Source organism: Streptomyces geranii, assembly GCF_002954775.1.
Taxonomy (GTDB): Bacteria; Actinomycetota; Actinomycetes; order Streptomycetales; family Streptomycetaceae; genus Streptomyces; species Streptomyces geranii.
This window is the reverse complement of sequence record NZ_PJME01000068.1, coordinates 16,482-43,020: the sequence shown is the minus strand read 5'-3', so window position 1 is coordinate 43,020 and position 26,539 is coordinate 16,482. Positions and strand designations below refer to the sequence as shown.

The 26,539-nt window shown below is 68.7% G+C and carries 23 protein-coding genes and 1 riboswitch; of the genes, 13 read left to right on the top strand and 10 right to left on the bottom strand.

Annotation, left to right across the window (positions count from 1 at the left end; all coding sequences use genetic code 11):
• Positions 1 to 133: 133 nt before the first annotated feature.
• Positions 134 to 1,060: a 1-aminocyclopropane-1-carboxylate deaminase/D-cysteine desulfhydrase gene (locus CW359_RS41405; RefSeq protein WP_105975420.1), complete on the top strand. Its 927-nt coding sequence runs from the start codon at positions 134 to 136 to the stop codon at positions 1,058 to 1,060.
• A gap of 21 nt (positions 1,061 to 1,081) precedes the next feature.
• Here CW359_RS41405 and CW359_RS41400 read toward each other — a convergent pair whose 3' ends face one another.
• Positions 1,082 to 2,677, bottom strand: coding sequence for a Na+/H+ antiporter (locus tag CW359_RS41400; RefSeq protein WP_105975419.1), 1,596 nt, complete (start codon positions 2,675 to 2,677; stop codon positions 1,082 to 1,084).
• A gap of 132 nt (positions 2,678 to 2,809) precedes the next feature.
• Here CW359_RS41400 and CW359_RS41395 point away from each other — a divergent pair, with 132 nt between their 5' ends.
• From CW359_RS41395 to CW359_RS41385, 3 genes are all read left to right on the top strand, one after another.
• The gene (locus CW359_RS41395; protein ID WP_105975418.1) at positions 2,810 to 3,070 is read left to right on the top strand and encodes a UBP-type zinc finger domain-containing protein; all 261 of its coding nucleotides are present in this window, start codon (positions 2,810 to 2,812) and stop codon (positions 3,068 to 3,070) included.
• 314 nt (positions 3,071 to 3,384) lie between these two features.
• On the top strand, positions 3,385 to 3,798 hold the full coding sequence (locus CW359_RS41390) for an ATP-binding protein (protein ID WP_105975417.1): 414 nt from the start codon (positions 3,385 to 3,387) through the stop codon (positions 3,796 to 3,798).
• Positions 3,795 to 4,922: an RNA polymerase sigma factor SigF gene (locus CW359_RS41385; RefSeq protein WP_105975416.1), complete on the top strand. Its 1,128-nt coding sequence runs from the start codon at positions 3,795 to 3,797 to the stop codon at positions 4,920 to 4,922. The genes CW359_RS41390 and CW359_RS41385 overlap by 4 nt, the downstream gene beginning before the upstream one ends.
• 50 nt (positions 4,923 to 4,972) lie before the next feature.
• Here CW359_RS41385 and CW359_RS41380 read toward each other — a convergent pair whose 3' ends face one another.
• Positions 4,973 to 5,419 (bottom strand): hypothetical protein, encoded by a 447-nt coding sequence (locus tag CW359_RS41380; RefSeq protein WP_105975415.1) that lies wholly within the window; start codon positions 5,417 to 5,419, stop codon positions 4,973 to 4,975.
• A 183-nt stretch (positions 5,420 to 5,602) separates the two neighbouring features.
• Here CW359_RS41380 and CW359_RS41375 point away from each other — a divergent pair, with 183 nt between their 5' ends.
• On the top strand, positions 5,603 to 6,571 hold the full coding sequence (locus CW359_RS41375) for a diacylglycerol/lipid kinase family protein (RefSeq protein WP_105975414.1): 969 nt from the start codon (positions 5,603 to 5,605) through the stop codon (positions 6,569 to 6,571).
• A gap of 319 nt (positions 6,572 to 6,890) precedes the next feature.
• Positions 6,891 to 7,148 (top strand): WhiB family transcriptional regulator, encoded by a 258-nt coding sequence (locus CW359_RS41370; protein WP_006380970.1) that lies wholly within the window; start codon positions 6,891 to 6,893, stop codon positions 7,146 to 7,148.
• A gap of 193 nt (positions 7,149 to 7,341) precedes the next feature.
• On the opposite strand, the gene CW359_RS41365 is transcribed toward CW359_RS41370, so the two are convergent.
• Positions 7,342 to 8,808, bottom strand: a complete 1,467-nt coding sequence (locus CW359_RS41365; protein WP_105975424.1) for a sensor histidine kinase — start codon at positions 8,806 to 8,808, stop codon at positions 7,342 to 7,344.
• A gap of 552 nt (positions 8,809 to 9,360) precedes the next feature.
• Here CW359_RS41365 and nagB point away from each other — a divergent pair.
• On the top strand, positions 9,361 to 10,146 hold the full coding sequence (gene nagB / locus CW359_RS41360; RefSeq protein WP_105975413.1) for a glucosamine-6-phosphate deaminase: 786 nt from the start codon (positions 9,361 to 9,363) through the stop codon (positions 10,144 to 10,146).
• Between the two features lie 115 nt (positions 10,147 to 10,261).
• Here the strand turns inward: nagB and CW359_RS41355 are convergent, their stop codons facing one another.
• The 4 genes from CW359_RS41355 to CW359_RS41340 form a co-directional block, all read right to left on the bottom strand.
• Positions 10,262 to 11,749 carry a glycoside hydrolase family 3 protein gene (locus CW359_RS41355; protein WP_105975412.1) on the bottom strand — a complete coding sequence of 496 codons (1,488 nt, stop codon included), beginning with the start codon at positions 11,747 to 11,749 and terminating at the stop codon, positions 10,262 to 10,264.
• A 9-nt stretch (positions 11,750 to 11,758) separates the two neighbouring features.
• The gene (locus CW359_RS41350; RefSeq protein WP_105975411.1) at positions 11,759 to 12,637 is read right to left on the bottom strand and encodes a carbohydrate ABC transporter permease; all 879 of its coding nucleotides are present in this window, start codon (positions 12,635 to 12,637) and stop codon (positions 11,759 to 11,761) included.
• Entirely contained in the window at positions 12,634 to 13,635 is a 1,002-nt protein-coding gene (locus CW359_RS41345; RefSeq protein WP_105975410.1) for a carbohydrate ABC transporter permease, read from the bottom strand. The genes CW359_RS41350 and CW359_RS41345 overlap by 4 nt, the downstream gene beginning before the upstream one ends.
• Before the next feature lie 114 nt (positions 13,636 to 13,749).
• Positions 13,750 to 15,033, bottom strand: a complete 1,284-nt coding sequence (locus CW359_RS41340) for an extracellular solute-binding protein (protein ID WP_105975409.1) — start codon at positions 15,031 to 15,033, stop codon at positions 13,750 to 13,752.
• A 400-nt stretch (positions 15,034 to 15,433) separates the two neighbouring features.
• On the opposite strand from CW359_RS41340, the gene CW359_RS41335 reads away from it, so the two are divergent.
• From CW359_RS41335 to CW359_RS41315, 5 genes are all read left to right on the top strand, one after another.
• Positions 15,434 to 16,198 (top strand): GntR family transcriptional regulator, encoded by a 765-nt coding sequence (locus CW359_RS41335; RefSeq protein WP_105975408.1) that lies wholly within the window; start codon positions 15,434 to 15,436, stop codon positions 16,196 to 16,198.
• 155 nt (positions 16,199 to 16,353) lie between these two features.
• Positions 16,354 to 18,489 carry a carbon starvation CstA family protein gene (locus CW359_RS41330; protein WP_105975407.1) on the top strand — a complete coding sequence of 712 codons (2,136 nt, stop codon included), beginning with the start codon at positions 16,354 to 16,356 and terminating at the stop codon, positions 18,487 to 18,489.
• On the top strand, positions 18,464 to 18,661 hold the full coding sequence (locus tag CW359_RS41325) for a YbdD/YjiX family protein (RefSeq protein WP_105975406.1): 198 nt from the start codon (positions 18,464 to 18,466) through the stop codon (positions 18,659 to 18,661). The genes CW359_RS41330 and CW359_RS41325 overlap by 26 nt, the downstream gene beginning before the upstream one ends.
• Positions 18,662 to 18,803: 142 nt before the next feature.
• A riboswitch (cobalamin riboswitch) is annotated at positions 18,804 to 18,943 on the top strand.
• Between the two features lie 125 nt (positions 18,944 to 19,068).
• Complete coding sequence (locus CW359_RS41320; RefSeq protein WP_105975405.1) at positions 19,069 to 21,471, top strand: ribonucleoside-diphosphate reductase subunit alpha; 2,403 nt, start codon at positions 19,069 to 19,071, stop codon at positions 21,469 to 21,471.
• Positions 21,471 to 22,484 carry a ribonucleotide-diphosphate reductase subunit beta gene (locus CW359_RS41315; RefSeq protein WP_105975404.1) on the top strand — a complete coding sequence of 338 codons (1,014 nt, stop codon included), beginning with the start codon at positions 21,471 to 21,473 and terminating at the stop codon, positions 22,482 to 22,484. Before CW359_RS41320 ends, CW359_RS41315 begins: the two co-directional genes overlap by 1 nt.
• Before the next feature lie 19 nt (positions 22,485 to 22,503).
• Here CW359_RS41315 and CW359_RS41310 read toward each other — a convergent pair whose 3' ends face one another.
• Positions 22,504 to 22,716 carry a hypothetical protein gene (locus CW359_RS41310; protein ID WP_157968738.1) on the bottom strand — a complete coding sequence of 71 codons (213 nt, stop codon included), beginning with the start codon at positions 22,714 to 22,716 and terminating at the stop codon, positions 22,504 to 22,506.
• 93 nt (positions 22,717 to 22,809) lie between these two features.
• Here CW359_RS41310 and CW359_RS41305 point away from each other — a divergent pair, with 93 nt between their 5' ends.
• Positions 22,810 to 23,772: a GlxA family transcriptional regulator gene (locus CW359_RS41305; RefSeq protein WP_105975402.1), complete on the top strand. Its 963-nt coding sequence runs from the start codon at positions 22,810 to 22,812 to the stop codon at positions 23,770 to 23,772.
• A gap of 30 nt (positions 23,773 to 23,802) precedes the next feature.
• Here the strand turns inward: CW359_RS41305 and CW359_RS41300 are convergent, their stop codons facing one another.
• Entirely contained in the window at positions 23,803 to 25,164 is a 1,362-nt protein-coding gene (locus CW359_RS41300; RefSeq protein ID WP_105975401.1) for a bifunctional albaflavenone monooxygenase/terpene synthase, read from the bottom strand.
• Entirely contained in the window at positions 25,161 to 26,246 is a 1,086-nt protein-coding gene (cyc1, locus tag CW359_RS41295; protein WP_105975423.1) for an epi-isozizaene synthase, read from the bottom strand. The genes CW359_RS41300 and cyc1 overlap by 4 nt, the downstream gene beginning before the upstream one ends.
• Between the last annotated feature and the right edge of the window lie 293 nt (positions 26,247 to 26,539).

Below are 26,539 nucleotides of genomic sequence, written 5' to 3'. Positions count from 1 at the left end.
ACCCCCGCTTTGTCCTCAATCGCCGGACGGGCTGAAAACCCAAGCGTCGGCCGGCACTCCCAGCCCGTCCGGCGTTTGAGGACGAGCGCGTTCAGCGCGATTGCGGGGGTCTGGGGGCGCAGCCCCCAGAAGGATGGGAACGGGTAGGGGCGGCGGGGGCGAAGGAAAAGTTGAGAATGGGCTGGTGCCCCTTTCCAGTCCCCTTCAAGAGGTCGTCGACCCCCGCTTCAGTCGCCATCACCTCCGGCTCCTCCTCAAGCGCGACGACCTCATTCACCCGGACCTCATCGGCAACAAGTGGCGCAAGCTCGTGCCCAACCTGGATGCCGCCGCCGGTCGTCCGGTGCTCACCTTCGGCGGTGCCTACTCCAACCATCTCCGTGCCACCGCCGCCGCCGGCCGGCTCCTCGGGCTGTCCACCTTCGGTGTCGTTCGGGGGCACGAACTCGCCGGCCGCCCCCTCAATTCCTCCCTCGCGCACTGCACCGCCAACGGCATGCGTCTGCACTTCGTCGAGCGGGCGGTCTATCGACGCAAGGCCGAAGCCGGCGTCCTCGGCGTCATCCGAGCGGAGATCGGTGCCGACGCCGAGGACGTCTTTGTCGTGCCCGAGGGTGGTAGCAACTCCCTTGCCGTGCGCGGCTGCCGTGCCCTCGGCGAGGAGTTGCGCGGTCTCGCGGACGTCGTCGCGGTCGCCTGCGGTACCGGCGGCACCCTCGCCGGGCTGGCCGCCGGACTCGCCCCCGACCAGCGTGCCCTCGGCATCCCGGTCCTCAAGGGCGGTTTCCTGGACACCGAGATCCGGGCCCTCCAGGACGACGCCTTCGGCGGGCCCCGGGGCTCCTGGAGCCTCGACCACCGATTCCACTTCGGGGGCTACGCCCGTACCACCCCCGAACTGCACGCCTTCGCCGACGACTTCGAGGCCCGGCACGGCGTACCCGTGGAACGTCTCTATGTCGCCAAGATGCTGTACGGACTTGTCGCCCTCGCGGAGGAGGGCGCGTTCGCGCCCGGCACCACCCTCGCGGCGGTGGTCACCGGCCGCCCGTTCCCCTGACGGTCGCCCGCCTCACTCCGTTCACTCCGTCTCGCGGAACGCCGCCGCCTCCTCCAGGTCCAGCCTGCGCAGCAGCGTTCGCAGCATCTCGTCGTCGATGTAGCGGCCGTCCCGCAGCCGTACGAACATCTCCCGTTCCGCGCCGATCATCTCCCTCGACAGCCGGCGGTAGGTGTCGTCCACCGTCTCGCCGGTCACGGGGTTGACCGAGCCCAGGCGTTCCCAGACGGCGTTCTGGCGGCGTTCCAGCACCGAACGCAGCCGGTCGGCCAGTGGGGGCGGCAGGGCGTTGCGCTCGTCCTCCAGGAGGGCCTCCAGGCGTTTCTGCGCCGCTCTGGACGCCTGTGCCTGGGCGTTCGCCTCCGCGAGGGTCTCGGCCTGGGCGTCCCGGCCGGGGAGTTTCAGCAGGCGGATCAGCGGGGGGAGCGTCAGCCCCTGGACGACCAGGGTGCCGATGACCGTCGTGAAGGTCAGGAAGAGCACCAGGTTGCGCTCCGGGAACTCCTCGCCGCCCTCCATCGTGAGCGGGATCGAGAAGGCGATCGCCAGCGAGACGACACCCCGCATCCCGGCCCAGGAGATGACGAACGCGCCCTTCCAGGTCGGGTTCGGTTCGCGTTCCCGGATCCGGGCCGACAGCAGCCGGGGCACGAACGTCCCGGGGTAGACCCAGGCGAACCGGGTGACGACGACCACGACGAAGACGGCGATCGCGTACCAGGCGGCGTCGACACCCTCGTACGCCCCGAGTCCTTCGAGGACGACCGGCAGTTGGAGCCCGATCAGGGCGAAGACAGCCGATTCGAGAACGAAGGCAACCATTTTCCAGACCGCCTCCTCCTGGAGGCGGGTCGCGAAATCGACCTCCCACGCGCGGTGGCCCAGATAGAGCGCCACGACGACCACCGCGAGGACCCCGGAGGCGTGCACCTCCTCGGCGACCGCGTACGCCGCGAACGGGATCAGCAGGGAGAGGGTGTTCTGGAGCAGCGCCTCCTTGAGGTGTGTGCGCAGCCAGTGGATCGGCATCATCAGGATCAGGCCGATCCCGATGCCGCCGACCGCCGCGAGCAGGAACTCGCCGATCCCGCCCGCCCAGGTCGCGCCCTCCCCGACGGCCGCCGCGAGGGCGACGCGGTAGGCGGTGATCGCGGTGGCGTCGTTCACCAGGGACTCGCCCTGGAGGATGGTCGTGACCCGCGAGGGCAGTCCGACCCGGCGGGCGACGGCCGTCGCCGCGACGGCGTCCGGCGGGGCCACGATCGCGCCCAGCACCAGCGCGGCGGTCAGCGGCAGCCCGGGCACGAGCAGATAGGCGGCCCAGCCGACGACCAGGGTCGCGAAGAGCACATAGCCGACCGACAGCAGTGCCACGGGCCGCAGTTGCGCGCGCAGATCGAGGTAGGAGCTGTCGACGGCCGCCGTGTGCAGCAGCGGGGGCAGCATCAGCGGCAGGACGATGTGCGGGTCCAGGGCGTAGTCGGGCACCCCGGGGACGTACGCGAACACCAGTCCGGCCGCGACCAGCATCAGCGGAGGCGGGACCGGCGTACGGCGGGCCGCGGCGGCAATGGCCGCGCTGCCCGCGACCAGCAGGAGCAGTGGCATCACATGCATCGGTCTCGGCCCACTCTCGTCTCCGCCCACCCTGGTTCCGGTGCACCTTGCTCTCCGTGCACTCCGGCATTGTTGTCCCTGCGCTCCGGCTTTCCGCGCGGCTTTCCGCACAGCCGTCGTAATCTGGCAATCATGAAACAGTGCACGCATGCCGACGCGCTGCCGCTCCCGGAGCCCGGGCCCAAGAGCGAGACCTGCCCCGAGTGTCTGGCGGCCGGTACCCACCCCGTGCAGCTGCGCCTGTGCCTGGAATGCGGCCACGTCGGCTGCTGCGACTCCTCGCCGATGCGCCACGCCACGGCGCACCACAAGGAGACCGGGCACCCGATCATGCGCACCTTCGAACCCGGTGAGAGCTGGCGCTGGTGCTTCGTCGACCATGTCCTCGTCTGACCCGCACCCGCCCGCACCCTTGTGAGCAGGGGCATTGGTGACCGGAGGCGTACTCGTGTGACCCTGGATCCGGACGGTTCGACCGTCTGACGTCTGGGTACGTCAACCCGGCGCTCGTTGTTCCCAATTGGGCCCGCAGAACCCCTAGCCACTGTGCGTATCCGTATGTTTACTATGAGTGACAGCAAGGGGCTGGGGTCCCGGGGACAGGAAAGTCGAGAGCGCGGTAGCGTCACCGCTGAACCACGTATCGCGTTACCCCGGGGGGGCGACCCTCGGCCCCCGAAAGAGCTTGTACCACCTTGGAGGTGAGGGTGTCCCAGTTCACAGGCGAGCCCGCGACCCAGGACTTCGTGGAAGTCCGGCTGCCGGCCGCGGGTGCCTACCTGTCGGTGCTGCGTACGGCCACGGCCGGTCTCGCGGCCCGTTTGGACTTCACCCTCGACGAGATCGAGGACCTGCGCATCGCAGTGGACGAGGCCTGCGCGATCCTGCTTCAGCAGGCCGTGCCCGGCTCCGTGCTCAGCTGTGTGTTCCGGCTGATCGACGACTCCCTGGAGGTCACGGTCTCGGCACCGACCACGGACGGTCACGCCCCCGCGCGTGACACCTTCGCCTGGACCGTTCTGTCGGCCCTCGCGGGTCAGGTCGACTCGACCGTGGCCGAGGACAAGACCGTGTCGATCAGTCTCTACAAGAAGCGCGGCGCGGGACCCGGGCCGGCGTGAGGAACGGGGACGGGCCGGTGCGGGACGAAGAGCGCGGCACACGGGAGCTGCCCGCGGCGGGCAGCGGCGGCCCCGCCGGGCCGCGGGGCACGGCGGACGCCATTTCCGGCATCGCCGGTGTCTCCGGCATCCCCGAGCAGGCCCGGCCGCACCCGGAGGACGACCCCTCGGAGGCCGGCTTCATGGACGACGGGCAGCTGGATCGGGAAGGTGCCGTGCAGAGTGCGCCCCTGGAAGGGCCAAGTGAGGTCTCCCCTGTTCGAGCCGACGCTCGAACCCAGGGAGGGTCGACGGGCGGGACGATGAGCGAGCACGAACGAGACGACGCGCAGGGCGCACAGCAGACGGCGCAGGCCACGCAGCACTCCCCGACGGACCGCAGCGGAGCGCGCGCCCTGTTCATCGAGCTGCGCGCGCTGGAGGACGGCAGTGCCGCGTACGCGGAGCTGCGCAACCGGCTGGTCCGTATGCACCTGCCGCTCGTCGAGCACCTCGCGCGCCGCTTCCGCAACCGAGGTGAGCCGCTGGACGACCTGACCCAGGTCGCGACCATCGGCCTGATCAAGTCGGTCGACCGCTTCGACCCGGACCGCGGTGTCGAGTTCTCGACATACGCGACCCCCACGGTCGTCGGCGAGATCAAGCGGCACTTCCGGGACAAGGGCTGGGCGGTCCGCGTCCCGCGCAGGCTCCAGGAGCTGCGCCTGTCGCTCACCACGGCGACGGCGGAGCTGTCCCAGCGGCACGGCCGCTCCCCCACGGTCCACGAGCTGGCCGAGAAGCTCGGCATCTCGGAGGAGGAGGTCCTGGAGGGCCTGGAGTCGGCGAACGCCTACTCCACGCTGTCCCTGGACGTCCCCGACACGGACGACGAGTCCCCGGCGGTGGCGGACACGCTGGGCGCGTACGACGAGGCCCTGGAGGGCGTCGAGTACCGCGAGTCGCTCAAACCGCTGCTGGAGGATCTGCCGCCCCGCGAGAAGCGGATCCTGCTGCTGCGCTTCTTCGGCAACATGACGCAGTCGCAGATCGCGCAGGAGGTCGGCATCTCCCAGATGCACGTCTCCCGCCTGCTGGCCAGGACCCTGGCCCAGCTGCGCGAGAAGCTGCTCGTCGAGGAGTAGACCTCGGCAGAGGAACAGACCTCAGCGGTCGTTCCGCCGCTGTTCCGCAGTCATTCCGACGCCCGGCCGGGCCCACGGATCCCGAGGGCCCGGGTCGTCTCCTGGTTGACCAGCAGCACCAGCGCGGTGACCGCCACGACCCCGAGCACGATCCCGCCCGGAATGGCCATGCTGTCGGCCCGCAGCAGGTTGTAGGCCACGGGCAGCGCCATGATCTGCGTGATGACCGCGGGCCCCCGGCTCCAGCTCCGCCGCCCCAGCAGCCCACGCGCGGCAAGCAGCGGCAGCAGTGCGAGCACGATCAGCGTGACGCCCCCGGTGACGGCCTGCTGCCGGTCGTCCGCGTCGCCCGCGATCCCCATGACGAGGATGAAGACTCCGCCGACAACCAGCCCAAGCCCCTCCACCCCGGCAAGCACGGCGGCGAGGGTCAGCCGCAGGGGCCGCGGCCCCGCAGATTCGGGGGCTTCCGGGGCAGAGTTCCGCTCAACGCTCACCCAAGAAGGGTATCGCTGGGGTACGACGGCACTCGGACGCGCCCCAAAGGGGCGCGGGGAACTGCGCGACCAGCCACAACGCACCCGCAGCCAAACACCGAGCCCCCCGTTCACACCCTCCGACTCTTACTGATCCCTAACCTGCCCTGGGCCGAGTACCACCGAGTAGGTACCCTGCATCGCATGCGTGCACTTCTCGTGGTCAATCCGGCAGCTACCACCACAAGCGCACGTACGCGCGATGTGCTGACCCACGCTCTCGCGAGCGAGATGAAGCTGGAGGCGGTCACCACCGAGTACCGGGGGCACGCACGTGACCTCGGACGGCAGGCCGCGGAGAGCAAGGACATCGATCTGGTCGTCGCCCTCGGCGGCGACGGCACGGTCAACGAGGTCGTGAACGGGCTCCTGCACAACGGCCCCGACCCGGACCGGCTGCCCGGCCTCGCGGTGGTCCCCGGCGGCTCCACGAACGTCTTCGCCCGCGCCCTCGGTCTGCCCAACGACGCCGTGGAGGCCACCGGCGTCCTGCTGGACGCCCTGCGCGAGGAACGGGAGCGCACGGTGGGTCTCGGGGTGGCGAAGGGGACGCCGGGGACCGAGGACGAGTCCGTGCCGGAGCGCTGGTTCACGTTCTGCGCCGGGCTGGGATTCGACGCCGGTGTGATCGGCCGGGTGGAACAGCAGCGCGAACGCGGCAGGAAATCCACACATTCCCTTTACCTGCGTCAGGCCGCGCGCCAATTCCTGGGAGAGGCGAATCGCCGGCACGGCACGATCACCCTGGAACAACCGGGCGCGGACCCCGTTACCGATCTCGTTCTGTCCATAGTCTGCAACACGTCCCCTTGGACGTTTCTCGGCAATCGCCCGGTGTACGCGTCACCTAAGGCCTCGTTCGATACCGGGCTCGACGTACTCGGTCTGAGCCGCATGTCGACCGCCGCGCTTGCCCGATATGGGATGCAGTTGCTCACTTCGTCCCCCGAGCGGGGACCCCATGGCAGGCATGCGACCTCCCTGCACGACCTGACGGACTTCACCTTGCATTCGAAGGTGCCTCTGCCCCTCCAGATGGACGGCGACCACCTCGGACTGCGAACGAGCGTGACGTTCACAGGCGTACGCCGTGCACTGCGTGTGATTGTGTGAGCGGAACGGGCTAAAGTCCTTCCACTCGAACGTTTAGACCAGGGTCCACCCCATGGAAGTACGGCTGTGACCGAGCCGACACCGAGGAATCAAAAAAAACTTTCCGGTAGGGGTTGTATCCGCCGCTGAGGTTTGCGAGTCTCTACGTGGCGCTCGGGACGGCCCGCAACACCGGCCACCACAGAGAGCCAGAACCCCTCCTCACTTCACAGGACCACATCAGTCCGTCTGATGATCGGCCCTTCACTTGTTGAGGGATTCGTGAAAGCGTTCACATTCACAAGCAACGTGCATGTAATACCAAGGAGAGGTAGCAGCCATGGACTGGCGTCACAACGCCGTTTGCCGCGAGGAAGACCCCGAGCTCTTCTTCCCCATCGGCAACACCGGTCCTGCGCTGCTGCAGATCGAGGAAGCCAAGGCCGTCTGCCGCCGCTGCCCCGTCATGGAGCAGTGTCTGCAGTGGGCGCTTGAGTCCGGCCAGGACTCCGGCGTCTGGGGTGGTCTCAGCGAGGACGAGCGCCGCGCCATGAAGCGCCGCGCCGCCCGCAACCGGGCCCGCCAGGCAACCGCCTGACAACCCACCCCGTAACAGCCTGAGCTTGGCGGCGCGTACAGCGAGTACGCATCTCCCGCCCCCGAGCCGCAGCGCGCAGTACCCCCGATGCGCATAGCAACGCACACGAACAAGCACATGAGCCCCGGATCATTCCATGGTCCGGGGCTCATCGCTGCGCCCGGGTCCCCGCACCCCGATCGCCGTACGAGGACTACTTGTTGGCGCGCACCGGGACGTCGAGGATCACCTGCGTGCCCCGCTCGGGCGCCGGCACCATGTCGAACGTACCGCCCAACTCGCCTTCCACCAGGGTCCGTACGATCTGCAGGCCGAGGTTGCCCGAGCGGTGCGGGTCGAAGCCCTCGGGGAGGCCCACGCCGTCGTCCTGGACGGTGACGAGGAGGCGGGCCTCCTTGCTGCTGCCGCCGCGGACCGCGGAGACCTCGACCGTGCCGGTCTCGCCCGGGCCGAAGCCGTGTTCCAGGGCGTTCTGCAGGATCTCGGTCAGCACCATGGAGAGCGGGGTGGCGACCTCCGCGTCCAGGATGCCGAAGCGCCCGCTGCGCCGGACGGTGACCGTGCCCGGCGAGATCTCGGAGACCATCGCGAGGACTCGGTCGGCGATCTCGTCGAACTCGACGCGTTCGTCCAGGTTCTGGGAGAGCGTCTCGTGCACGATCGCGATCGACCCGACCCGCCGTACGGCCTCCTCCAGGGCCTCGCGCCCGCGCTCGGAGTCGATGCGCCGGGCCTGGAGGCGCAACAGGGCGGCCACCGTCTGGAGGTTGTTCTTGACCCGGTGGTGGATCTCCCGGATGGTCGCGTCCTTGGTGATCAACTCGCGCTCGCGGCGGCGCAGTTCGGTGACGTCCCGGAGCAGCACGAGCGAACCGATGCGGGTGCCCTTGGGTTTGAGGGGGATCGCCCGGAACTGGATGACCCCGTCACCGGACTCGATCTCGAACTCGCGCGGCGCCCAGCCGCTGGCGACCTTGGCGAGCGCCTCGTCCACCGGGCCCCGGGTGGGGGCGAGTTCCGCGGTGGTCATGCCCAGGTGGTGGCCGACGAGGTCGGCGGCGAGGCCGAGGCGGTGGTACGCGGACAGCGCGTTCGGCGAGGCGTACTGGACGACGCCGTCCGCGTCGAGCCTGATCAGTCCGTCGCCGACGCGCGGTGAGGCGTCCATGTCGACGACCTGGTTGGAGAAGGGGAACGATCCGGCGGCGATCATCTGGGCCAGGTCGGAGGCGCTCTGGAGATACGTCAGTTCGAGGCGGCTCGGGGTGCGGACGGTGAGGAGGTTGGTGTTGCGGGCGATGACCCCGAGGACGCGGCCTTCCCGGCGGACGGGGATCGACTCGACCCGGACAGGGACCTCTTCACGCCATTCCGGGTCGCCCTCGCGCACGATCCGGCCCTCGTCCAGCGCGGCGTCCAGCAGGGGGCGGCGGCCACGGGGGACGAGGTGGCCGACCATGTCGTCCTGGTAGGAGGTCGGGCCGGTGTTGGGCCGCATCTGGGCGACCGAGACATAGCGGGTGCCGTCGCGCGTGGGGACCCACAGGACGAGGTCGGCGAAGGAGAGGTCGGAGAGCAGCTGCCACTCCGACACCAGCAGATGCAGCCACTCCAGGTCGGAGTCGCTGAGCGCGGTGTGCTGGCGTACGAGTTCGTTCATGGAGGGCACGGATGCGAGCGTACCCGCCGGTTCGGACATGGCCGGAAACCGTGGCTGGCGGGACGGCGGGAAAGGGGCCCGGAACCGCGAAAGGAGCCCGGAGACACCCGCGGGCCGCGGCGCCTGAGAGGGACCCTCAACCCTCCCGGCACCGCAGCCCGGAGCAGCAACGGCCGAGGGCTGTGCGGTCCCGGTCGGCCGATGGATGAGGAGCCGGCGCAGTCAGGGCAGAGAGCCCCGGTTCCTCGATCCGTCTTCCTGTGCGGGGAAGACGGAGGTTCTAGGTTCTGGTCGTACGTCTCTCCACGCATTGTGGACTAGACCACCAGGCCGTGTCCATGCGTTGAAGAGTGTTCGCCGCTGTGCTTTCACGAGCGCATCGGACACCCGATGGCCACCCGAAAGAACTAGTCGGACATCCAAGCGTCCACTGTGCAGCCTAGCCTTGTTGATTCCTGTGCGGGGGCGGATCGTCAGGTCAATTTCCGCCGTAACCCCGGTCTGTTAGATTGGTCTAAACCACACGGCACACTCCAGATCGGCAGGCCCAGCGTGGAAGTTGTCATCGTTCCGGACGCCAAGGCCGGCGGCGAGCTGATCGCCGGGGCCATGGCACAGCTGCTGCTGGACAAGCCGACCGCCCTGCTCGGCGTCGCCACCGGCTCGACCCCGCTGCCCATCTACCAGGCGCTCGCGGCCCAGGTGGCGGCCGGCGCGGTGGACGTGTCCCGGGCGCGCATAGCCCAGCTCGACGAGTACGTGGGGCTGCCGGCCGAGCATCCGGAGTCGTACCGCTCGGTGCTGCGGCGCGAGGTGCTGGAGCCGCTCGGGATCGGGATGGACGCGTTCTTCGGGCCCGACGGGACCGCCGAGGACGTACGGGGTGCGTGCGAGGCGTACGACCGGGCGCTGGCCGAGGCCGGCGGGGTCGACCTCCAGTTGCTGGGGATCGGGACCGACGGGCACATCGGGTTCAACGAGCCGTGCTCGTCGCTCGCGTCACGGACGCGGATCAAGACGCTGACCGAGCAGACCCGGGTCGACAACGCGCGGTTCTTCGACGGGGACATCGGGCAGGTTCCGCATCACGTGATCACGCAGGGTATCGGGACGATTCTTGAGGCCCGGCATCTGGTGCTGCTCGCCACGGGTGAGGGCAAGGCGGATGCGGTGGCGGCGACTGTGGAGGGGCCGGTTGCCGCGGTGTGCCCCGCGTCGGCGCTGCAGTTGCATGCGCATGCGACGGTGGTTGTCGATGAGGGGGCGGCTGCCAAGTTGAAGCATGCGGATTATTTTCGGCATACCTTTGTCAACAAGCCTGCGTGGCAAGGGATCTAGAGGGATCTGAGCGTTTGCCGGGTTCGGTTGTTTGTTGGGCGCGGGTTCGCTGTGGCTGGTCGCGCCCCGCTGCGGAGCCGCAAATAGACACAGCCCCGCGCCCCTAACGGGCGCTCTACTCCCCTGCGATGAATTCTGCCGCTGCCTGGCCGCAGACCCTCGCCGCGCCGTGAGTTGCCAGGTGGAGGGCGCCTCTCGGAGGTGACTGGGGGACGCCCATTTCCACCACGATCGTGTCGGGGCGGGCTGCCAGGAGGGTGTCCAGGGCCGTCTTCATCCAGGGGTGGCGGTGTTCGTCTCGGACCACTGCGACGATGCGGCTCTCGCCCGCTTCGGTCAGGGCTGTCTCTGCCGCTGTCTCGCCTGTGTGGGTGCCCGTGCGGGTGCCGGGGAGGAGGCGTGCCAGCTCGGCTGCCACTCCCCAGGGGGTCTCGTTGCCTACGGCGAAGTTCGCCACGGGGGTGAAGGCCGCCACGTACGGGGGTTCCCGTAGGGGCTCGTAGGGCGTGGCGTGTGTTGCCTTCAGGGCACGGCGGGCCGCTGTCAGGCCGACGTCCGTGGGTGCCTTGCCGGAGTCGGCGGACTGCGGGGGCGCTGCCGCCCAGCGGGCCAGGGTGCGGACGCGTTCCGCCGCGTCCGCCAGGCGCTCCTCCGGGAGTTCGCCGGTGCGGACCGCCTCGATCAGGGCGTCGCGCAGGCTGCGTACCGTCTCGTCGTCCTTGAGGCCGCCGCCCACGCAGATGGCGTCGGCGCCCGCCGCGATGGCGAGGACGCTGCCGCGTTCGATGCCGTAGGTGCCCGCGATGGCCTGCATCTCCATGCCGTCGGTGACGATCAGGCCCGTGTAGCCCAGTTCGCCGCGCAGGAGGTCCGTGAGGACCGGGTGGGAGAGGGTGGCCGGGCGGTCCGGGTCCAGGGCCGGGATCAGGATGTGGGCGCTCATCACCGCCCTGGTGCCGGCGGCGATCGCCGCGCGGAAGGGGGCGAGTTCGCGGTCCAGGACGACCGCGCGGCTCGCGTCGATGCGCGGGAGGGCGTGGTGGGAGTCGACCGAGGTGTCTCCGTGGCCCGGGAAGTGCTTCGTGCAGGCGGCCACACCGGCCGACTGGAGGCCGGTGACGTAGGCGGCGGTGTGCCGGGCGACCAGCTCCGGGTCGGCGCCGAAGGAGCGGACGCCGATGACGGGGTTGGCCGGGTTGGAGTTGACGTCGGCGGAGGGGGCCCAGTTGAGGTTCACGCCGCAGGTGCGGAGGCGGTGGCCGAGTTCCTGTGCCACCTCGCGGGTCAGCCGGACGTCGTCGATCGCGCCCAGGGCGTGGTTGCCGGGGACGGAGGAGCCGGTGCGGACCTCCAGGCGGGTGACGTCGCCGCCCTCCTCGTCGATCGCGACCAGGACGTCGTCGCGCTCGGCGCGCAACTGGGCGGTGAGGGCGGACAGTTGGGCCGGGGATGCGATGTTGCGGCCGAACAGGCCCACCGAGGCGAGGCCTTCGCCGAGGCGGCGGAGCAGCCAGTCGGGGGCGGTGGTGCCGGGGAAGCCGGGCTGGAGGACGGTGAGGGCGTCGCGGGTCAGTGTGTCGGGGCGCCGGGCGAGTGTCGTCATCGGGTCGGGTTATCCCTTCACGGCGCCCGCGGTCAGACCCGCGGCCATCTTGCGCTGGACTAGGAGGAAGAGGACGACGATCGGCACGGCCATCATCGTGGAACCGGCCATCATCGGGGCGTACTCGGTGCCGTGCTTGGTGGTGAAGTTGCCGAGCCAGACGGTGGCGGTCTGGTTCTTCTGGCTCATCAGCATCAGGGCGTAGAGGTACTCGTTCCAGGCCTGGATGAAGCCGTAGACCGAGGTGGCGACCAGGCCGGGGGCCAGCAGCGGGAAGACCACGCGGATGAAGGCGGTGGTGCGGGAGCAGCCGTCGACCATCGCCGCCTCCTCCAGTTCCTTCGGGATGTTGACGATGAAACCGCGCAGGGTCCACACCGTGAACGGCAGGATGAAGGTGAGGTAGGTGATGATCAGGCCGGTCAGCCGGTCGTACTGGCCGAGGTCGTTCAGGAGCAGGAACACGGGGATGATCATCGCGACCAGGGGGACCATCTGCACGGCCAAAATGCCGACGATGACGACCTTTCGGCCACGGAAGGCGAAACGCGAGATCGCCAAGGCCGCGAGCATGCCTACGACGATGCCGATCACGACGACCGTGAGGGACACGACGAGGCTGCGGCCGACCGGGCCCCAGAAGTCAGCGATGTTCAGCGCGCGCCGGAAGTTGTCGAGGGTGAAGCCGGTCGGGAGCAGGCTCGGGTCGGGGTCGATCGCGTCCTTCGCCGGTTTGATCGCCGTGTTCAGCATCCAGTAGACCGGGAAGCCGGTCGACAGGAAGACGAGCAGGCCCAGCAGGTTCCAGCCGGCCTTCGACTTCCGGGGCTTCCGGCTCCCTTCGGCCTTCCGGGGCACGGCGGGGGCTGTCGCGCTCAGGCCGCTCATTCGACCTCTCCGATCTTCAGCATCTGGCGCATGTACACGGCGACGACGCCAAGCAGCAGCACCACGGTGAGCAGGGCGATCGCCGATCCCTGGGCGTAGTCGTTGACGGCGAAGGCGCGGTCGTAGGAGTAGGTGGTCAGGAGCTGGAACTCGGCCTCGGGGTGGCCGCCGCGCATCACGAAGACCTGGGGGAAGACGCCCATGTCCCAGATGACCGACAGGGTCGTGAGCATCACGATGATCGGCTTGAGGATGGGGAGCGTGACGTAACGGAAGACGCCCCAGGCGCCCGCGCCGTCCAGCCGGGCCGCCTCCTCCAGTTCCTTCGGGACCTGGGTGAGACCGGCGCCGAGCGTGATGACCACGAAGGGCACCGCGCCCCAGACCACGAGCAGCATGATGACGGCGAGGCCCTGCGGTCCGCTCGCGAACCAGTTGTGGCCGATCATCTCGACGCCGGGCAGCCTGCTCAGCAGCGCGTTGACGATGCCGTAGTCGGAGTCGAACAGCCACTTGAAGACGGTGGTCGCGACGATGATCGGCATGCCCCAACTGGCCACCAGGACGATGTTGATGAGCGTCTTCATCCAGCCGCTGACCCGCTGGAGCAGCAGCGCGATCAGCATGCCGACGACCATCGTGAAGACGACGCAGCCGACGGCGAAGACGATCGTGCGGACGACGACGTCCCAGAACTCGCCGTCGCCGAGCACGGCGGTGAAGTTGGCGAGGCCCACCCAGTCGGCGGGCTGGAAGCCCCACAGCTGGGACTGCCCGAACTTCTGGAAGGACAGGGCGACCAGTCGGACGAGGGGATAGCCGAGGACCAGCGCGAGGATCAGCAGACAGGGGGCCAGCAGGGCCCACGGGACCGCGGCGGCACCCATGGCCGTCCGCTTTCTCCGTGGGGCGTCCGGGCCACCGGCCGGCGGTGACGGTGGCGCCTGCCGTGTCTCCGGCGGCAGTTTGGCAGGGGTGGTCGTATCAGCGGCACTCATCCGCGCGCTCCTCAGCGGTCCCTCAGGTCGTACGGTCGTTGCGGTCGTCCCACGTGCGTGGTGTGGCGGGCGAGCGGGGCCCTCTCCGTGTCAGGGCCCCGCCTCGGCGCGCTACTACTCGACGTTGATGACCTTGTCGATCGCCGCGTCCGCTTCCTTCGCGGCCTCCTCGACCGTCTTCTTGCCGGTGCCGATGCTCTGCAGCATCGTCTGGAGGATCTGGGCCTTCTCGACCTGGCCCCAGCCCGGTGCCATCGGCACGAACCAGTTGGACTCGGCCGCCGTGGCCGGGACCGCCGTCGCCGGGTCGTTCTTCAGGGTGGCGAGGTCGGTCTTGTTGTTGGGCAGGTTGCCCTTGGCCATCAGGCCCTTCTGGCCGCTGGCCCCGGTGTAGGCGTTGATCCACTCCGCGGCCACCGTCTGGGCCTTCGACTTCACCGGGACGGCGAGGTCGGACCCGCCCAGGAACACCGGCATGTTCTTGCCGGACGGGCCGGGCATGACGAAGTTCTCCAGGTTGCCCTTGAGCTTGCCGGTCTTGTCGTTCTCCGGCGCCTCGGCGGTGGCGCCCTCCCAGGCGGCGGCGAAGATCATGCTGGTCTTGCCCTGGCCGTAGACGATGTAACGGTCGGACTCGTCCTTGGTCTTGTCACCGTGCATGTACTTGTCGATGACGTTCTTGAACTCGGTGAGGCCCTTGACGGACTCCGGCGAGGAGAGGGTCGCCTTCCACTGGCCGCCCGACTCCTCGGCGATCGCGCCGCCGGCGTCGTAGACGAAGGACATGGCGGCGTACCAGTCGCGGGTGGGCTGGTACCAGGCGTTGTACTTGTCGCCCTCCTTCTTCTGGATCTTGTCCAGGGCGGAGGTGAGTTCGGCGTACGTCTTCGGCGTCGACGTGACGCCGACCGAAGCGGCCACGTCCTTGCGCCAGTTGGCGACGCGGCCACCGGCGTAGTACGGGACGCCGTACGTCTTGCCCTCGTAGGTGACGGAGGCCTTGAGGCCGTCGAGCCAGTTGGCGGAGTTCTCGAACTTGGCCGGGTCGACGGGGGCGAAGGCGCCCTTGACCATGTAGCCGAGCATCTCGGTGTTGCCCATCTCGACGACGTCGGGGGCCTTGTCGGTGGCGAGGACGGCGTCGAGCTTGGCGTTCTTGTCGGGCCAGCCGTAGTACTCGTGGTTGATCTTGATGCCGGGGTGCTTCTTCACGATCGCGGCGTCGGCGGCCTTCACCAGCTCGGGCCAGTTGTTCTGCGCGTCCACGGTCAGCCAGACGGTCAGTTCCTTGGCGTCAGCGCCGGTCTTGTCCGAGCTGCCGCTGTCACTGTCCCCGCATGCCGCGATGGAGACCATCATGCCCGCGATACCGATCGCGGCTATCAGCTTGCGCTTCACGCCACCCTCCTCAGGGACCTGGACCAATGGTGTAGACCAGTAGGCGGAGCTTGGCTCAGACCAAACTGCGTGTCAAGAGTGCGTGAACATCTCTGACCAGCCGTTATGCGACCTACATATGCAGGAACCTTTAAGTAAGAAGGTGGCGGAAATACCCTGCACACGTGTCCGGTTCGAGGTAGACCACTTCGGTGGAGCGATGGGCCGGGGCGCGGGTTCGGGATTCCTCGCGGTGGACTAGACCAGCGAGGGGCGTGAAGGTATACAGAGGGGATCACGGAGCGCGCGGGGGCTCGTGGAGACCATTCACAGGTCAATCGCCGCGTGAGCCGTGTCACGATGTGGGCTTGGACCGGCGGGATGCCGGTCTCAGCAGCACCAGTAGCCGGGAAGGCGGAGCATGAGCACCGACGTGAGCAGTGCGGAGAACGAGGGTGGGGCTACCGTCCGTACCGCGCGCGTGCCCAAGTACTACCGGCTGAAGAAGCATCTGCTCGACATGACGGAGACCCAGGCGCCCGGCACGCCGGTCCCGCCCGAGCGCACACTGGCGGCGGAGTTCGACACCTCCCGCACGACCGTCCGCCAGGCCCTCCAGGAACTGGTCGTCGAGGGCCGGCTGGAACGCATCCAGGGCAAGGGCACGTTCGTCGCCAAGCCGAAGGTCTCGCAGGCGCTGCAACTGACCTCGTACACCGAGGACATGCGGGCCCAGGGGCTCGAACCGACCTCACAGCTCCTGGACATCGGGTACATCACGGCCGACGACACGCTCGCCCAGTTGCTCGACATCACGGCGGGCGGGCGGGTGCTGCGGATCGAGCGGCTGCGGATGGCGAACGGCGAGCCGATGGCCATAGAGACCACGCATCTCTCGGCGAAGCGGTTTCCCGCTCTGCGGCGGTCACTTGTGAAGTACACGTCCCTGTACACGGCTCTGGCCGAGGTGTACGACGTGCATCTCGCGGAGGCGGAGGAGACGATCGAGACGTCTCTGGCGACGCCTCGTGAGGCGGGGTTGCTCGGTACGGATGTGGGGTTGCCGATGTTGATGCTGTCCCGGCACTCGTTGGACAAGGACGGGTTGCCTGTGGAGTGGGTGCGGTCTGTTTATCGGGGGGATCGGTACAAGTTCGTGGCTCGGCTCAAGCGGCCTATTGAGTAGGGGGCTTGCTGTGCTTGGGCGAGTGCGGGCTCGTTGTGGTTGCTCGCGCAGTTCCTCGCGCCCCTAAAAGCCTGCAGCGCACGTACGCGGTGTAGCGCTGTGTCCCGTCCCGCACTACCGTCCTTCCCTCATCGCATGGACGGGAGGACGACCCGGTGCGCACTGCGAACGCTCGAACCATCGTCATCTGGACCCTCGTCGCGCTGGTGGGCGCGAGCGGCTGGTCCGTGCTCGCGCTGGCGCGTGGGGAGGAAGTGTCGGCCGTCTGGATGGTCGCGGCGGCCCTCGGCTCGTACGCCATCGCCTATCGCTTCTACTCGAAGTTCATCGCCTACAGGGTTCTGAAGGTCGACAGGACGCGGGCCACCCCCGCCGAACGCCTCGACAACGGCATCGACTTCCATCCGACCGACCGGCGCGTACTGCTCGGTCACCACTTCGCCGCCATCGCGGGCGCCGGGCCGCTGGTCGGGCCCGTGCTGGCCGCGCAGATGGGGTACTTACCCGGCACGATCTGGATCGTCGTGGGCGTCATCTTCGCGGGTGCCGTGCAGGACATGGTCGTACTGTTCTTCTCCACCCGGCGCGACGGACGTTCGCTCGGGCAGATGGCCCGGGAGGAGATCGGGCCGTTCGGCGGGGCGGCGGCGCTGGTCGCCGCGTTCGCCATCATGATCATCCTCCTCGGTGTGCTGGCGCTGGTCGTCGTGAACGCCCTCGCCGCCTCGCCCTGGGGGACCTTCTCCATCGGGATGACCATCCCCATCGCCCTGCTGATGGGCTTCTATCTACGAGTACTGCGGCCGGGGCGGGTCACCGAGGTCTCGCTGATCGGTGTGGGGCTGCTGCTGCTCGCGCTGGTCGCCGGGCGCTGGGTCGCCGAGTCGTCGTGGGCCGACACCTTCACCCTCGCGCCCTCGACGCTGGTCGTCTGGCTGGTGGCGTACGGGTTCATCGCGTCGATCCTGCCCGTGTGGATGCTGCTGGCCCCGCGCGACTACCTCTCGACGTTCATGAAGATCGGCACGATCGCGCTGCTGGCGCTCGGTGTGATCGTCACGCTGCCCACGCTCAGGATGGACCCGGTCACCGACTTCGCCTCGCGCGGTGACGGGCCCGTCTTCGCGGGTTCGCTCTTCCCGTTCGTGTTCATCACGATCGCCTGCGGGGCCCTGTCCGGCTTCCACTCGCTCATCTCGTCCGGTACGACGCCGAAGATGATCCAGAAGGAGACGCAGGTCCGGATGATCGGGTACGGATCCATGCTGATGGAGTCGTCCGTCGCCGTGATGGCGCTGATCGCCGCCTCCGTCATCGACCCGGGGCTGTACTTCGCCATGAACGCGCCCGCCGGGGTCATCGGCACCAGCGTGCAGTCGGCGTCGGAGGCCGTCGCGAACTTCGGGTACACGATCTCGCCGGACGCGCTCGCCAAGGCCGCCGAACAGGTCGAGGAGGCAAGCCTGTTGTCGCGTACGGGCGGTGCGCCGACCCTCGCGGTCGGGGTCTCGGAGATCTTCGCCAAGGTGACCGGGGACGGGCTGCGGGCGTTCTGGTATCACTTCGCGATCATGTTCGAGGCGCTGTTCATCCTGACCGCGCTGGACGCGGGCACGCGCGTGGGCCGGTTCATGCTCCAGGACATGCTGGGCAACCTCTACAAGCCCTTCAGGAACATCAGTTGGAAGCCCGGGCTGGTCATCACCAGCGCGGTCGTGTGCGCGCTCTGGGGCTACTTCCTCTGGGTCGGTGTGCACGAGCCGCTCGGCGGGATCAACCAGCTCTTCCCGATCTTCGGCATCTCCAACCAACTGCTCGCGGCGGTCGCCCTCGCGGTCTGCACGACGCTGCTGGTGAAGTCCGGGCGCCTCAAGTGGGCCTGGATCACCGGGGTTCCGCTCCTCTGGGACGCGACGGTGACCCTGACGGCCAGCTGGCAGAAGGTGTTCTCCGGCGATCCGCGCGTCGGCTTCTTCACGCAGCGGTCCGTCTACCAGGACGGCATCGACGCCGGGAAGGTCCTGCCCCCGGCCAAGAGCATGGACGACATGCACACCATCGTCACCAACTCGACGGTGGACGGCGTCCTGGCCGCCGTACTGGCCCTGCTGATCGTCGTGGTGATCGCGGACGCGGCCCGGGTCTGCGTCCGGCACGTGCGCCGCCCGGCGCTGTCCACGCTGAGCGAGGCGCCGTACGTCGAGTCGAAGATCGTCGCTCCGGCCGGGCTGTTCCCGACCAGGGAGGAGAAGGAGGAGGCGCGCGATGCGGTCGCTCCGACGGGCGTTTAGGGCCGTGCGCTGGTATCTGCGGGAGCTGACCGACGAGTCGGCGTACGACCGCCATGTCGCGCACCTGCGCAAGGAACGGCCGCAGGCGCCGGTGCCGACGCGGAGGGAGTTCGAGCGGATGCGTACGGACCGGCAGGAGGCGGACCCCCGGCAGGGGTTCCGGTGCTGCTGACATCCCTTGCGCGGACAGGGATCGGGCCCGTTCGCGGGCTCCGGCGGCGCGGCCGGACGTACGGCCGCGTACCGCCGCAGGGCGCTCAATTGCCGTCACGACACAACATGTGGGGGTGCTTCCAGTGCCCAACACTAGATGTATGCTCATGCTCGCTGTCGCCGCAGGGGAATCCGGTGCGAATCCGGAACTGTCCCGCAACGGTGTACACGTGCGTATTCCTGCCCAATTGCGGCTGTGCGCGTGTCCAGTCCGAGGACCTGTCGACAGTGTGCCCGGCCGACCGGTTCGGGCACCGACGTCCGGGCCTCGCGGAGTGGGCCGGTGGACGCGCGCGTACCCGTATGGCGTCCGTGTGCCCCGCTGCCCTCCCCCTGGCCCCGTGCCGAGCGAGGGAGAGCACCCACGTGACCATCGCGCCAGCCGAACCGGCTTCAGCGACCCCAGTGGCCCGAGTGGAGACGGACGGTCCCGGAACCGCGCTGCTGCGGACCCTGACCGAGCTGACCGCCGACCTCCCCGACGCCGACCCGGGACGGGTGGCCGCCGCAGCGTTGCGCGGCCGGTCCTCGCGGGCCGACGAGTCGGAGCTGCGCGAGCTGGCCACCGAGGCGGCGGCCGGCCTCATCTCCGAGGACCCCGCCTACTCCCGTCTCGCCGCCCGGCTGCTGACGATCAGCGTCGCCGCCGAGGCCGCCTCACAGGGCGTCACGACCTTCTCCCAGTCGGTCGCGGTCGGGCACCGCGAGGGCCTGATCGCCGACCGCACCGCCGAGTTCGTACGACTGCACACGGACCGGCTGAACGCCCTGATCGACCTCGAAGGGGACGACCGCTTCGGGTACTTCGGGCTGCGTACGCTGCACAGCCGCTACCTCCTGCGCCACCCGATCACCCGCCAGGTCATCGAGACGCCCCAGCACTTCATGCTGCGTGTCGCGAGCGGACTGGCCGAGGACACTGCGCTTGATTCAGAAACGGGCGTCCGGGCGTTCGACGAAGTCGCCGCGCTCTACCGGCTGATGAGCCGCCTCGACTACCTCCCCTCCTCCCCCACCCTCTTCAACTCCGGTACGCGGCACCCCCAGATGTCGTCCTGCTACCTCCTCGACTCCCCGATCGACGAGCTGGACTCCATCTACGACCGCTACCACCAGGTCGCCCGCCTCTCCAAGCACGCCGGCGGCATCGGACTGTCGTACTCCCGGATTCGCAGCCGCGGTTCGCTGATCCGGGGCACCAACGGGCACTCCAACGGCATCGTGCCCTTCCTGAAAACACTGGACGCCTCCGTCGCCGCCGTGAACCAGGGCGGGCGGCGCAAGGGTGCCGCCGCGGTGTACCTGGAGACCTGGCACTCCGACATCGAGGAGTTCCTGGAGCTGCGCGACAACACCGGTGAGGACGCCCGGCGTACGCACAACCTGAACCTCGCGCACTGGATCCCGGACGAGTTCATGCGCCGGGTGAACACGGACGCGTCCTGGTCGCTCTTCTCCCCCTCCGACGTGCCCGAGCTGGTCGACCTGTGGGGCGACGAGTTCGACGCCGCCTACCGCAGGGCCGAGGCCGCCGGGCTCGCGAAGAAGACCATTCCCGCCCGTGATCTGTACGGCCGCATGATGCGGACGCTCGCGCAGACCGGCCAAGGCTGGATGACCTTCAAGGACGCGGCCAACCGCACCGCCAACCAGACGGCGGAGCCGGGCAGCGTCGTCCACTCCTCGAACCTGTGCACCGAGATCCTTGAGGTCACGGACGACGGGGAGACCGCGGTCTGCAACCTGGGGTCCGTGAACCTGGGCGCGTTCGTCGACACGACGGCCGGGGACATCGACTGGGAGCGGCTGGACGAGACCGTCCGTACCGCCGTCACCTTCCTCGACCGGGTCGTCGACATCAACTTCTACCCGACCGAGCAGGCGGGCCGCTCCAACGCCCGCTGGCGTCCGGTCGGTCTGGGCGCGATGGGTCTCCAGGACGTCTTCTTCAAGCTGCGCGTCCCCTTCGACTCGCCCGAGGCCCAGGCCCTCTCCACGCGTATCGCCGAGCGCATCATGCTCGCCGCGTACGAGGCCTCCGCGACCCTCGCCGAACGCAACGGCCCGCTTCCGGCCTGGGACAAGACCCGTACGGCCCGTGGTGTGCTGCACCCCGACCACTACGACGTCGAACTGACCTGGCCCGAGCGCTGGGCGGCACTGCGGGAACGTATCGCCCGGGTCGGGATGCGCAACTCGCTCCTCCTGGCCATCGCGCCGACCGCCACCATCGCCTCGATCGCCGGGGTGTACGAGTGCATCGAGCCGCAGGTGTCCAACCTGTTCAAGCGCGAGACGCTGTCCGGCGAGTTCCTCCAGGTCAACTCCTACCTGGTGCGGGAGCTGAAGGACCTCGGCGTGTGGGACGCCCGCACCCGTGAGGCGCTGCGCGAGTCGAACGGCTCGGTGCAGGGCTTCGCCTGGATCCCCGCCGACGTACGCGCCCTGTACCGCACGGCGTGGGAGATCCCGCAGCGCGGGCTCATCGACATGGCCGCCGCCCGGACGCCGTTCCTGGACCAGGCCCAGTCGCTGAACCTGTTCCTGGAGACGCCGACCATCGGCAAGCTCTCCTCGATGTACGCGTACGCCTGGAAGTCGGGCCTGAAGACGACGTACTACCTGCGCTCGCGCCCCGCGACCCGCATCGCCCGCGCCGCCCAGGCACAGGCCCAGCCCGAGAAGACCATCCCCGTGCAGCAGGCCGCCGACCCCGACGCCGTCGCCTGCTCCCTTGAGAACCCCGAGTCCTGCGAGGCCTGCCAGTAATGACCAGCGAAGCCAAGAACCTGCTCGACCCGGGCTTCGAGCTGACCCTCCGCCCCATGCGCTACCCGGACTTCTACGAGCGCTACCGGGACGCGATCAAGAACACCTGGACCGTCGAGGAGGTCGACCTCCACTCGGACGTCGCCGACCTGGCGAAGCTCTCCGAGGGCGAGCAGCACATGATCGGCCGACTGGTCGCGTTCTTCGCGACGGGCGACTCGATCGTGGCCAACAACCTGGTGCTGACGCTCTACAAGCACATCAACTCGCCGGAGGCGCGGCTGTATCTGTCGCGGCAGCTGTTCGAGGAGGCCGTGCACGTCCAGTTCTATCTGACGCTGCTCGACACCTATCTCCCCGACCCGGAGGACCGGGCCGCCGCCTTCGACGCGGTGGAGAACATCCCGTCCATCCGCGAGAAGGCCGAGTTCTGCTTCAGGTGGATCAACGAGGTCGAGAAGCTGGAGAGCCTGCAGACCCAGGCCGACCGCCGCCGCTTCCTGCTCAACCTGATCTGCTTCGCCGCGTGCATCGAAGGCTTGTTCTTCTACGGTGCCTTCGCGTACGTCTACTGGTTCCGCAGCCGCGGTCTGCTGCACGGTCTGGCCACCGGCACCAACTGGGTGTTCCGCGACGAGACCATGCACATGAGCTTCGCGTTCGAGGTCGTCGACACCGTCCGCAAGGAGGAGCCGGAGCTGTTCGACGACCGGCTCCAGCAGGAGGTGACCGACATGATGCGGGAGGCGGTCGAGGCCGAGCTGCAGTTCGGCCGCGACCTGTGCGGTGAGGGTCTGCCGGGCATGAACACCGAGTCGATGCGGCAGTACCTGGAGTGCGTCGCCGACCAGCGGCTGGCCCGGCTGGGCTTCGCCCCGGTGTACGGCTCCGAGAACCCCTTCTCCTTCATGGAGCTGCAAGGGGTCCAGGAGCTGACCAACTTCTTCGAGCGCCGCCCGTCGGCGTACCAGGTGGCGGTGGAGGGCTCGGTGTCGTTCGACGACGAGTTCTGACACCGGCCGCCGGTGGGGGTCACGCCGCCCGGGTCACGTCCTGGGCGGTCATGGCCGGGCGGACCCGGGCCGCGCGCTCCGCGTCCTGGGCACGCCGGTCCTGCTGGGCCCTGCGGAGCTGACGGTCGACGCGCAGGTCGTGCGCGAGGCCGAGCAGGGACGGGAGGGCGAGGGCCACGAAGACCGCGGCGACGAGGAGTATTCCGACGAGGTTGTCCGTTCCTGTGTTCATGGACATCAGTCTCGCGCCGGATGCTCCTGACCGTCAGTGGCAGGACTGCCGCACACCCTCGATTTCCTGCCAATGCCGAGGCACACTGGCAGCATGCTGGAAAACGTGGCCGTCGTCCTGCTCGACGGCGTGCATCCCTTCGAACTCGGCGTCGTGTGCGAGGTCTTCGGCCTCGACCGCAGCGACGAGGGCCTGCCGGTGTACGACTTCGCGGTCGCCTCGGCCGAGGGCCCGACGCTGAACACCCACGCGGGCTTCTCCGTCCGGCTGGAACACGGCCTCGAACGGCTGGAGAGCGCCGATCTGATCGCCGTACCGGCCGGGCAGACCTACGCCGCCCGGGAGTATCCGCCGGAGCTGCTGGACGCGCTGTGCCGTGCCGTCGACCGCGGGGCCCGGGTGCTCAGCGTCTGCTCCGGGGTCTTCGTGCTGGCCGCCGCGGGCCTGCTGGACGGCCGGCGGTGCGCGGTGCACTGGCGGCACGCGGACGAGCTGGCCCGGCGCTATCCCCAGGTCAAGGTCGAGCCTGACGTGCTGTACGTCGACGCGGGACCGGTGATCACCTCCGCCGGTACGGCCGCCGGGATCGACGCCTGCCTCCACCTCGTACGGGAGGAGCACGGGCCCGAGGTCGCCAACGCGATCGCCCGCCGGATGGTCGTACCGCCGCACCGGGACGGCGGACAGGCCCAGTACATCGAGCGGCCCCTGCCCCGGTCGCGGTGCGACACCGTCGGGGAGGTGCTGGTGTGGATGGAGCGCCACCTCGACGAGGAGGTGACCGTCGAGCAGCTCGCCGAGCGCGCGCACATGTCGCCGCGTACCTTCGCCCGCCGCTTCCAGCAGGAGACCGGCACCACGCCCTACCGCTGGATACTGCGGCAACGCGTCCTGCTGGCCCAGCAGTTGCTGGAGGCGACGGACGAGACGATGGACACGATCGCCTGGCGCACCGGCTTCGGCAACGCGGCGGCGCTGCGCCATCAGTTCGTACGGTCGCTGGGGACGACCCCGCAGGCGTACCGGCGTACGTTCAAGGGCCCTGAGGCCGCCTGAGCGCACGTCGGCCGCGCCGCTCGCGCCCCTTCAGCGGGGTGTCGCCCGCAGCAGCATCTTGTCCGGATGCAGGGTGATTCCCACGCGGAGCGCGTCCCGTGAACCGGGCATTCGTTCGAATCGCCACTTCCTTGCGACCTCGGCCGTGAGAATGGTGAGCATGGCCATCGAGAAGTGGTCGCTCGGACACTTGCGGTTGCCCACGCCGAACGGGGTCATCGCGTACTTGGGCAGGTCCCTGGTGCGTTCCGGAAGCCAGCGGTCGGGATCGAACTCGGTGTTCCGCTCGTACGAACGCGGGTCGCGCTGGATGGCGTACGGGCTGTACACGAGATCGGCACCGGCCGGAATCCGATAGCCGCCCAGCTCGGTCTCGGCCACCGCCCGCCGGGTCAATATCCATACGGGCGGCTGCAAACGCATCGTCTCGACGACGACATTGTTCGTGTGCGTCAGCTTGCGGACGTCCGCGAATGCGACCGGGCGGTCGCCCCCGACCGATTCGGCCTCCTCGGCCACCTTGTCCGCGTGGTCCGGCTGTTCGGCGAGGACCTGGAGCAACGACATGATCGTGGATGCGACGGTTTCGGCACCCGGGGTGACAATGGCGACGACCTGATCGTGGATCTCCTGTTCGCCTATGGGGTCGCCATTCCCGTCCTTCGCCGACAGCAACGCCGTCAGCAAATCGTCCGGTTTTTGACCGGATGCCCGGCGCTCGGCCACGATCTCGTCGACGACGAGATGCATATCGGCCAGTGCCCGGTTGAATTTGAGGTTGGCCGGCAGCGGCAGCCGGTAGAGCGGTCCCGCCGGGATCACCATGCGCCGGTACATCCCGAGGAACACCGTGGCGAGCGCGGCGCACAGCCGCTCGGCGCGCTCGTCCATGTAGTCGCCGCGCAGCAGACAGCGGGCCGCTATGCGCACGGCCGTGCGGAACGCCTCCGAGGTGCAGTCGACGATCTCGCCGGGCTGCCTGCGCCGGGCGAACGCCTGTGCCTCCTCCTCCATGATCGGCCCGTACTCGGGGAGCACGTCCAGCCGGAACGCGGGCTGGATGGTGCGCCGTTGGCGCCGGTGGGTGGGCCCGTTGGCGGTGGCCACGCCCTGCTTGCCGAGCAGTCCTTCGAGGGACTCCCAGAGCGGGCCGCCGATGATGTAGGCCGGGTTGAGCGCGAGTTCGCCGACCAGCTCCGGCGAGGTGGCCGCGTACACCGTCTTGGGGCCGAGCCTCAGCCGGACGACGTCGCCGTGGTCGCGGAGTCCGGCGAAGAAGCCCAGCGGGTCGCGGACCAGCCGGGGGCCGTGGCCGAGGAGCGGGACGCCGCCGCCCGCGAAGGGCGGCTCGCTCACGGGAGGAGACGCGGGACGCACTGATTCGACGGTCATTTCTCACCTGCCGCTTCGTTGTTGACGTACGGGGGTGTGGAGCGGTCGTCCCAGTTGTCGACCATGTAGCGGCCGGACTCGTGGTGGAACCAGTAGACGGAACTGAACCAGTTCCGCATATTGTCGAGACAGGCATTCACAGCGGTGCCCAGCTCCTTTCCGCGGGCGCTGCCGTCGTCCAGCGATTCGGCGAACCTGCGCGCTTCCTTCTCCGCCAGGAGGAATTCGGCGATCGCCTCCTCGACCCGCCCCCTGATGTCCGCGACGGCTTCTTCGAGAGTCAGTCCACGATGCCGGATGAGACTGATCCCGAGATTGTGGACCTCGTCGCCCGCGATTTCCTTCGGAAGTGAGCAGAGGTCGTTGTACCAGGCGGCGAATTCCTGGCTCAGCAGAGCCGCCCGATGGAATGCGGAGTTTTTCCGCACCGCGGCCGGTAGTTCGCATCCGGCACTCGGCTCCAGAAGATCGGTCCAGATCCAGTGCGCGAAAGTGAGCCGCCGCAGTTCGAGGTATTCCTCGACCTTCGGCACGGTTCCGTTTGTACGGTTGCGGAATTCGCGGTCGTACGCCTCCACGACCGCGTGGAAATGCCGCGCGAAGCGGGCGTTCCACTTCCGGCCGAGGAACGAGTAGAGCCGCAGCACACTGTCCGCGAACCCCGCGACCAGCGGGTCCCGGTGGTACAGATACTGCCCGGGTGCGTCCAGCGCGGCATGCAGCCGGCCCTTCAACTGCCGCCAGGCGGCGGGCCGGCCGTGCACGATGTCACGGTCGTGCCGGTCGTCCCAGACGAAGAACCAGGCACTGAAGTCCGCTATCGCCTGGAGTACGTCGTCCGGGGCGCCGAGGTAGTACCCCGCCATCAGGTCGGTATAGCAAAGGCCGTCGGCATATTCTGCGACCTTGTCCGCAGGCATGAGGCGTTTTTCCAGCAGCCAGCCCCTGGTCCTCTCCTGAAGCAGGGGCCAATACGGATGCAGTTGCCGGGGAAACGCCGCCTCGATCACCGGTAAGGCCAGTGATGGTGGGATCGCTACCGCTGGTGTCGCCGGTGAGGTGCTGTGTGGGAAAGCAGGCACGAACAAACCCCTCTCAGCCGCCAGTTGGCGCAACACCCCTCCCGCTGTGCCGGGCGTGCGCCGTTGCGTATCCCCGCACTTCCCATTCAGCACTACAACTGACCGTTCTGGGAACGGATTTGCTTCCTTCACTACCCCAAGTTGCTGAGATTAGCCTGCCCCTTGACCGATTTTGGATCACTGGAAGCGCACTTGAGTCCGGTTTCCGATCGAACGTGCGACGCACGCATGAGCGAGACACGAACGGCCCCTGGTCAGGGGCCGTTCGTGTGCGGATGCCTCAGCAGTGCCCA

What these genes read in the sequence shown, in the direction of transcription:
- CW359_RS41405 (WP_105975420.1), top strand. Translation starts at nt 134, where the DNA reads ATGGGAACGGGTAGGGGCGGCGGGGGCGAAGGAAAAGTTGAGAATGGG.
- CW359_RS41400 (WP_105975419.1), bottom strand. Translation starts at nt 2,677, where the DNA reads ATGCATGTGATGCCACTGCTCCTGCTGGTCGCGGGCAGCGCGGCCATT.
- CW359_RS41395 (WP_105975418.1), top strand. Translation starts at nt 2,810, where the DNA reads ATGAAACAGTGCACGCATGCCGACGCGCTGCCGCTCCCGGAGCCCGGG.
- CW359_RS41375 (WP_105975414.1), top strand. Translation starts at nt 5,603, where the DNA reads ATGCGTGCACTTCTCGTGGTCAATCCGGCAGCTACCACCACAAGCGCA.
- CW359_RS41370 (WP_006380970.1), top strand. Translation starts at nt 6,891, where the DNA reads ATGGACTGGCGTCACAACGCCGTTTGCCGCGAGGAAGACCCCGAGCTC.
- CW359_RS41365 (WP_105975424.1), bottom strand. Translation starts at nt 8,808, where the DNA reads ATGAACGAACTCGTACGCCAGCACACCGCGCTCAGCGACTCCGACCTG.
- CW359_RS41355 (WP_105975412.1), bottom strand. Translation starts at nt 11,749, where the DNA reads ATGACGACACTCGCCCGGCGCCCCGACACACTGACCCGCGACGCCCTC.
- CW359_RS41350 (WP_105975411.1), bottom strand. Translation starts at nt 12,637, where the DNA reads ATGAGCGGCCTGAGCGCGACAGCCCCCGCCGTGCCCCGGAAGGCCGAA.
- CW359_RS41345 (WP_105975410.1), bottom strand. Translation starts at nt 13,635, where the DNA reads ATGAGTGCCGCTGATACGACCACCCCTGCCAAACTGCCGCCGGAGACA.
- CW359_RS41335 (WP_105975408.1), top strand. Translation starts at nt 15,434, where the DNA reads ATGAGCACCGACGTGAGCAGTGCGGAGAACGAGGGTGGGGCTACCGTC.
- CW359_RS41325 (WP_105975406.1), top strand. Translation starts at nt 18,464, where the DNA reads ATGCGGTCGCTCCGACGGGCGTTTAGGGCCGTGCGCTGGTATCTGCGG.
- CW359_RS41315 (WP_105975404.1), top strand. Translation starts at nt 21,471, where the DNA reads ATGACCAGCGAAGCCAAGAACCTGCTCGACCCGGGCTTCGAGCTGACC.
- CW359_RS41310 (WP_157968738.1), bottom strand. Translation starts at nt 22,716, where the DNA reads ATGAACACAGGAACGGACAACCTCGTCGGAATACTCCTCGTCGCCGCG.
- CW359_RS41305 (WP_105975402.1), top strand. Translation starts at nt 22,810, where the DNA reads ATGCTGGAAAACGTGGCCGTCGTCCTGCTCGACGGCGTGCATCCCTTC.
- CW359_RS41300 (WP_105975401.1), bottom strand. Translation starts at nt 25,164, where the DNA reads ATGACCGTCGAATCAGTGCGTCCCGCGTCTCCTCCCGTGAGCGAGCCG.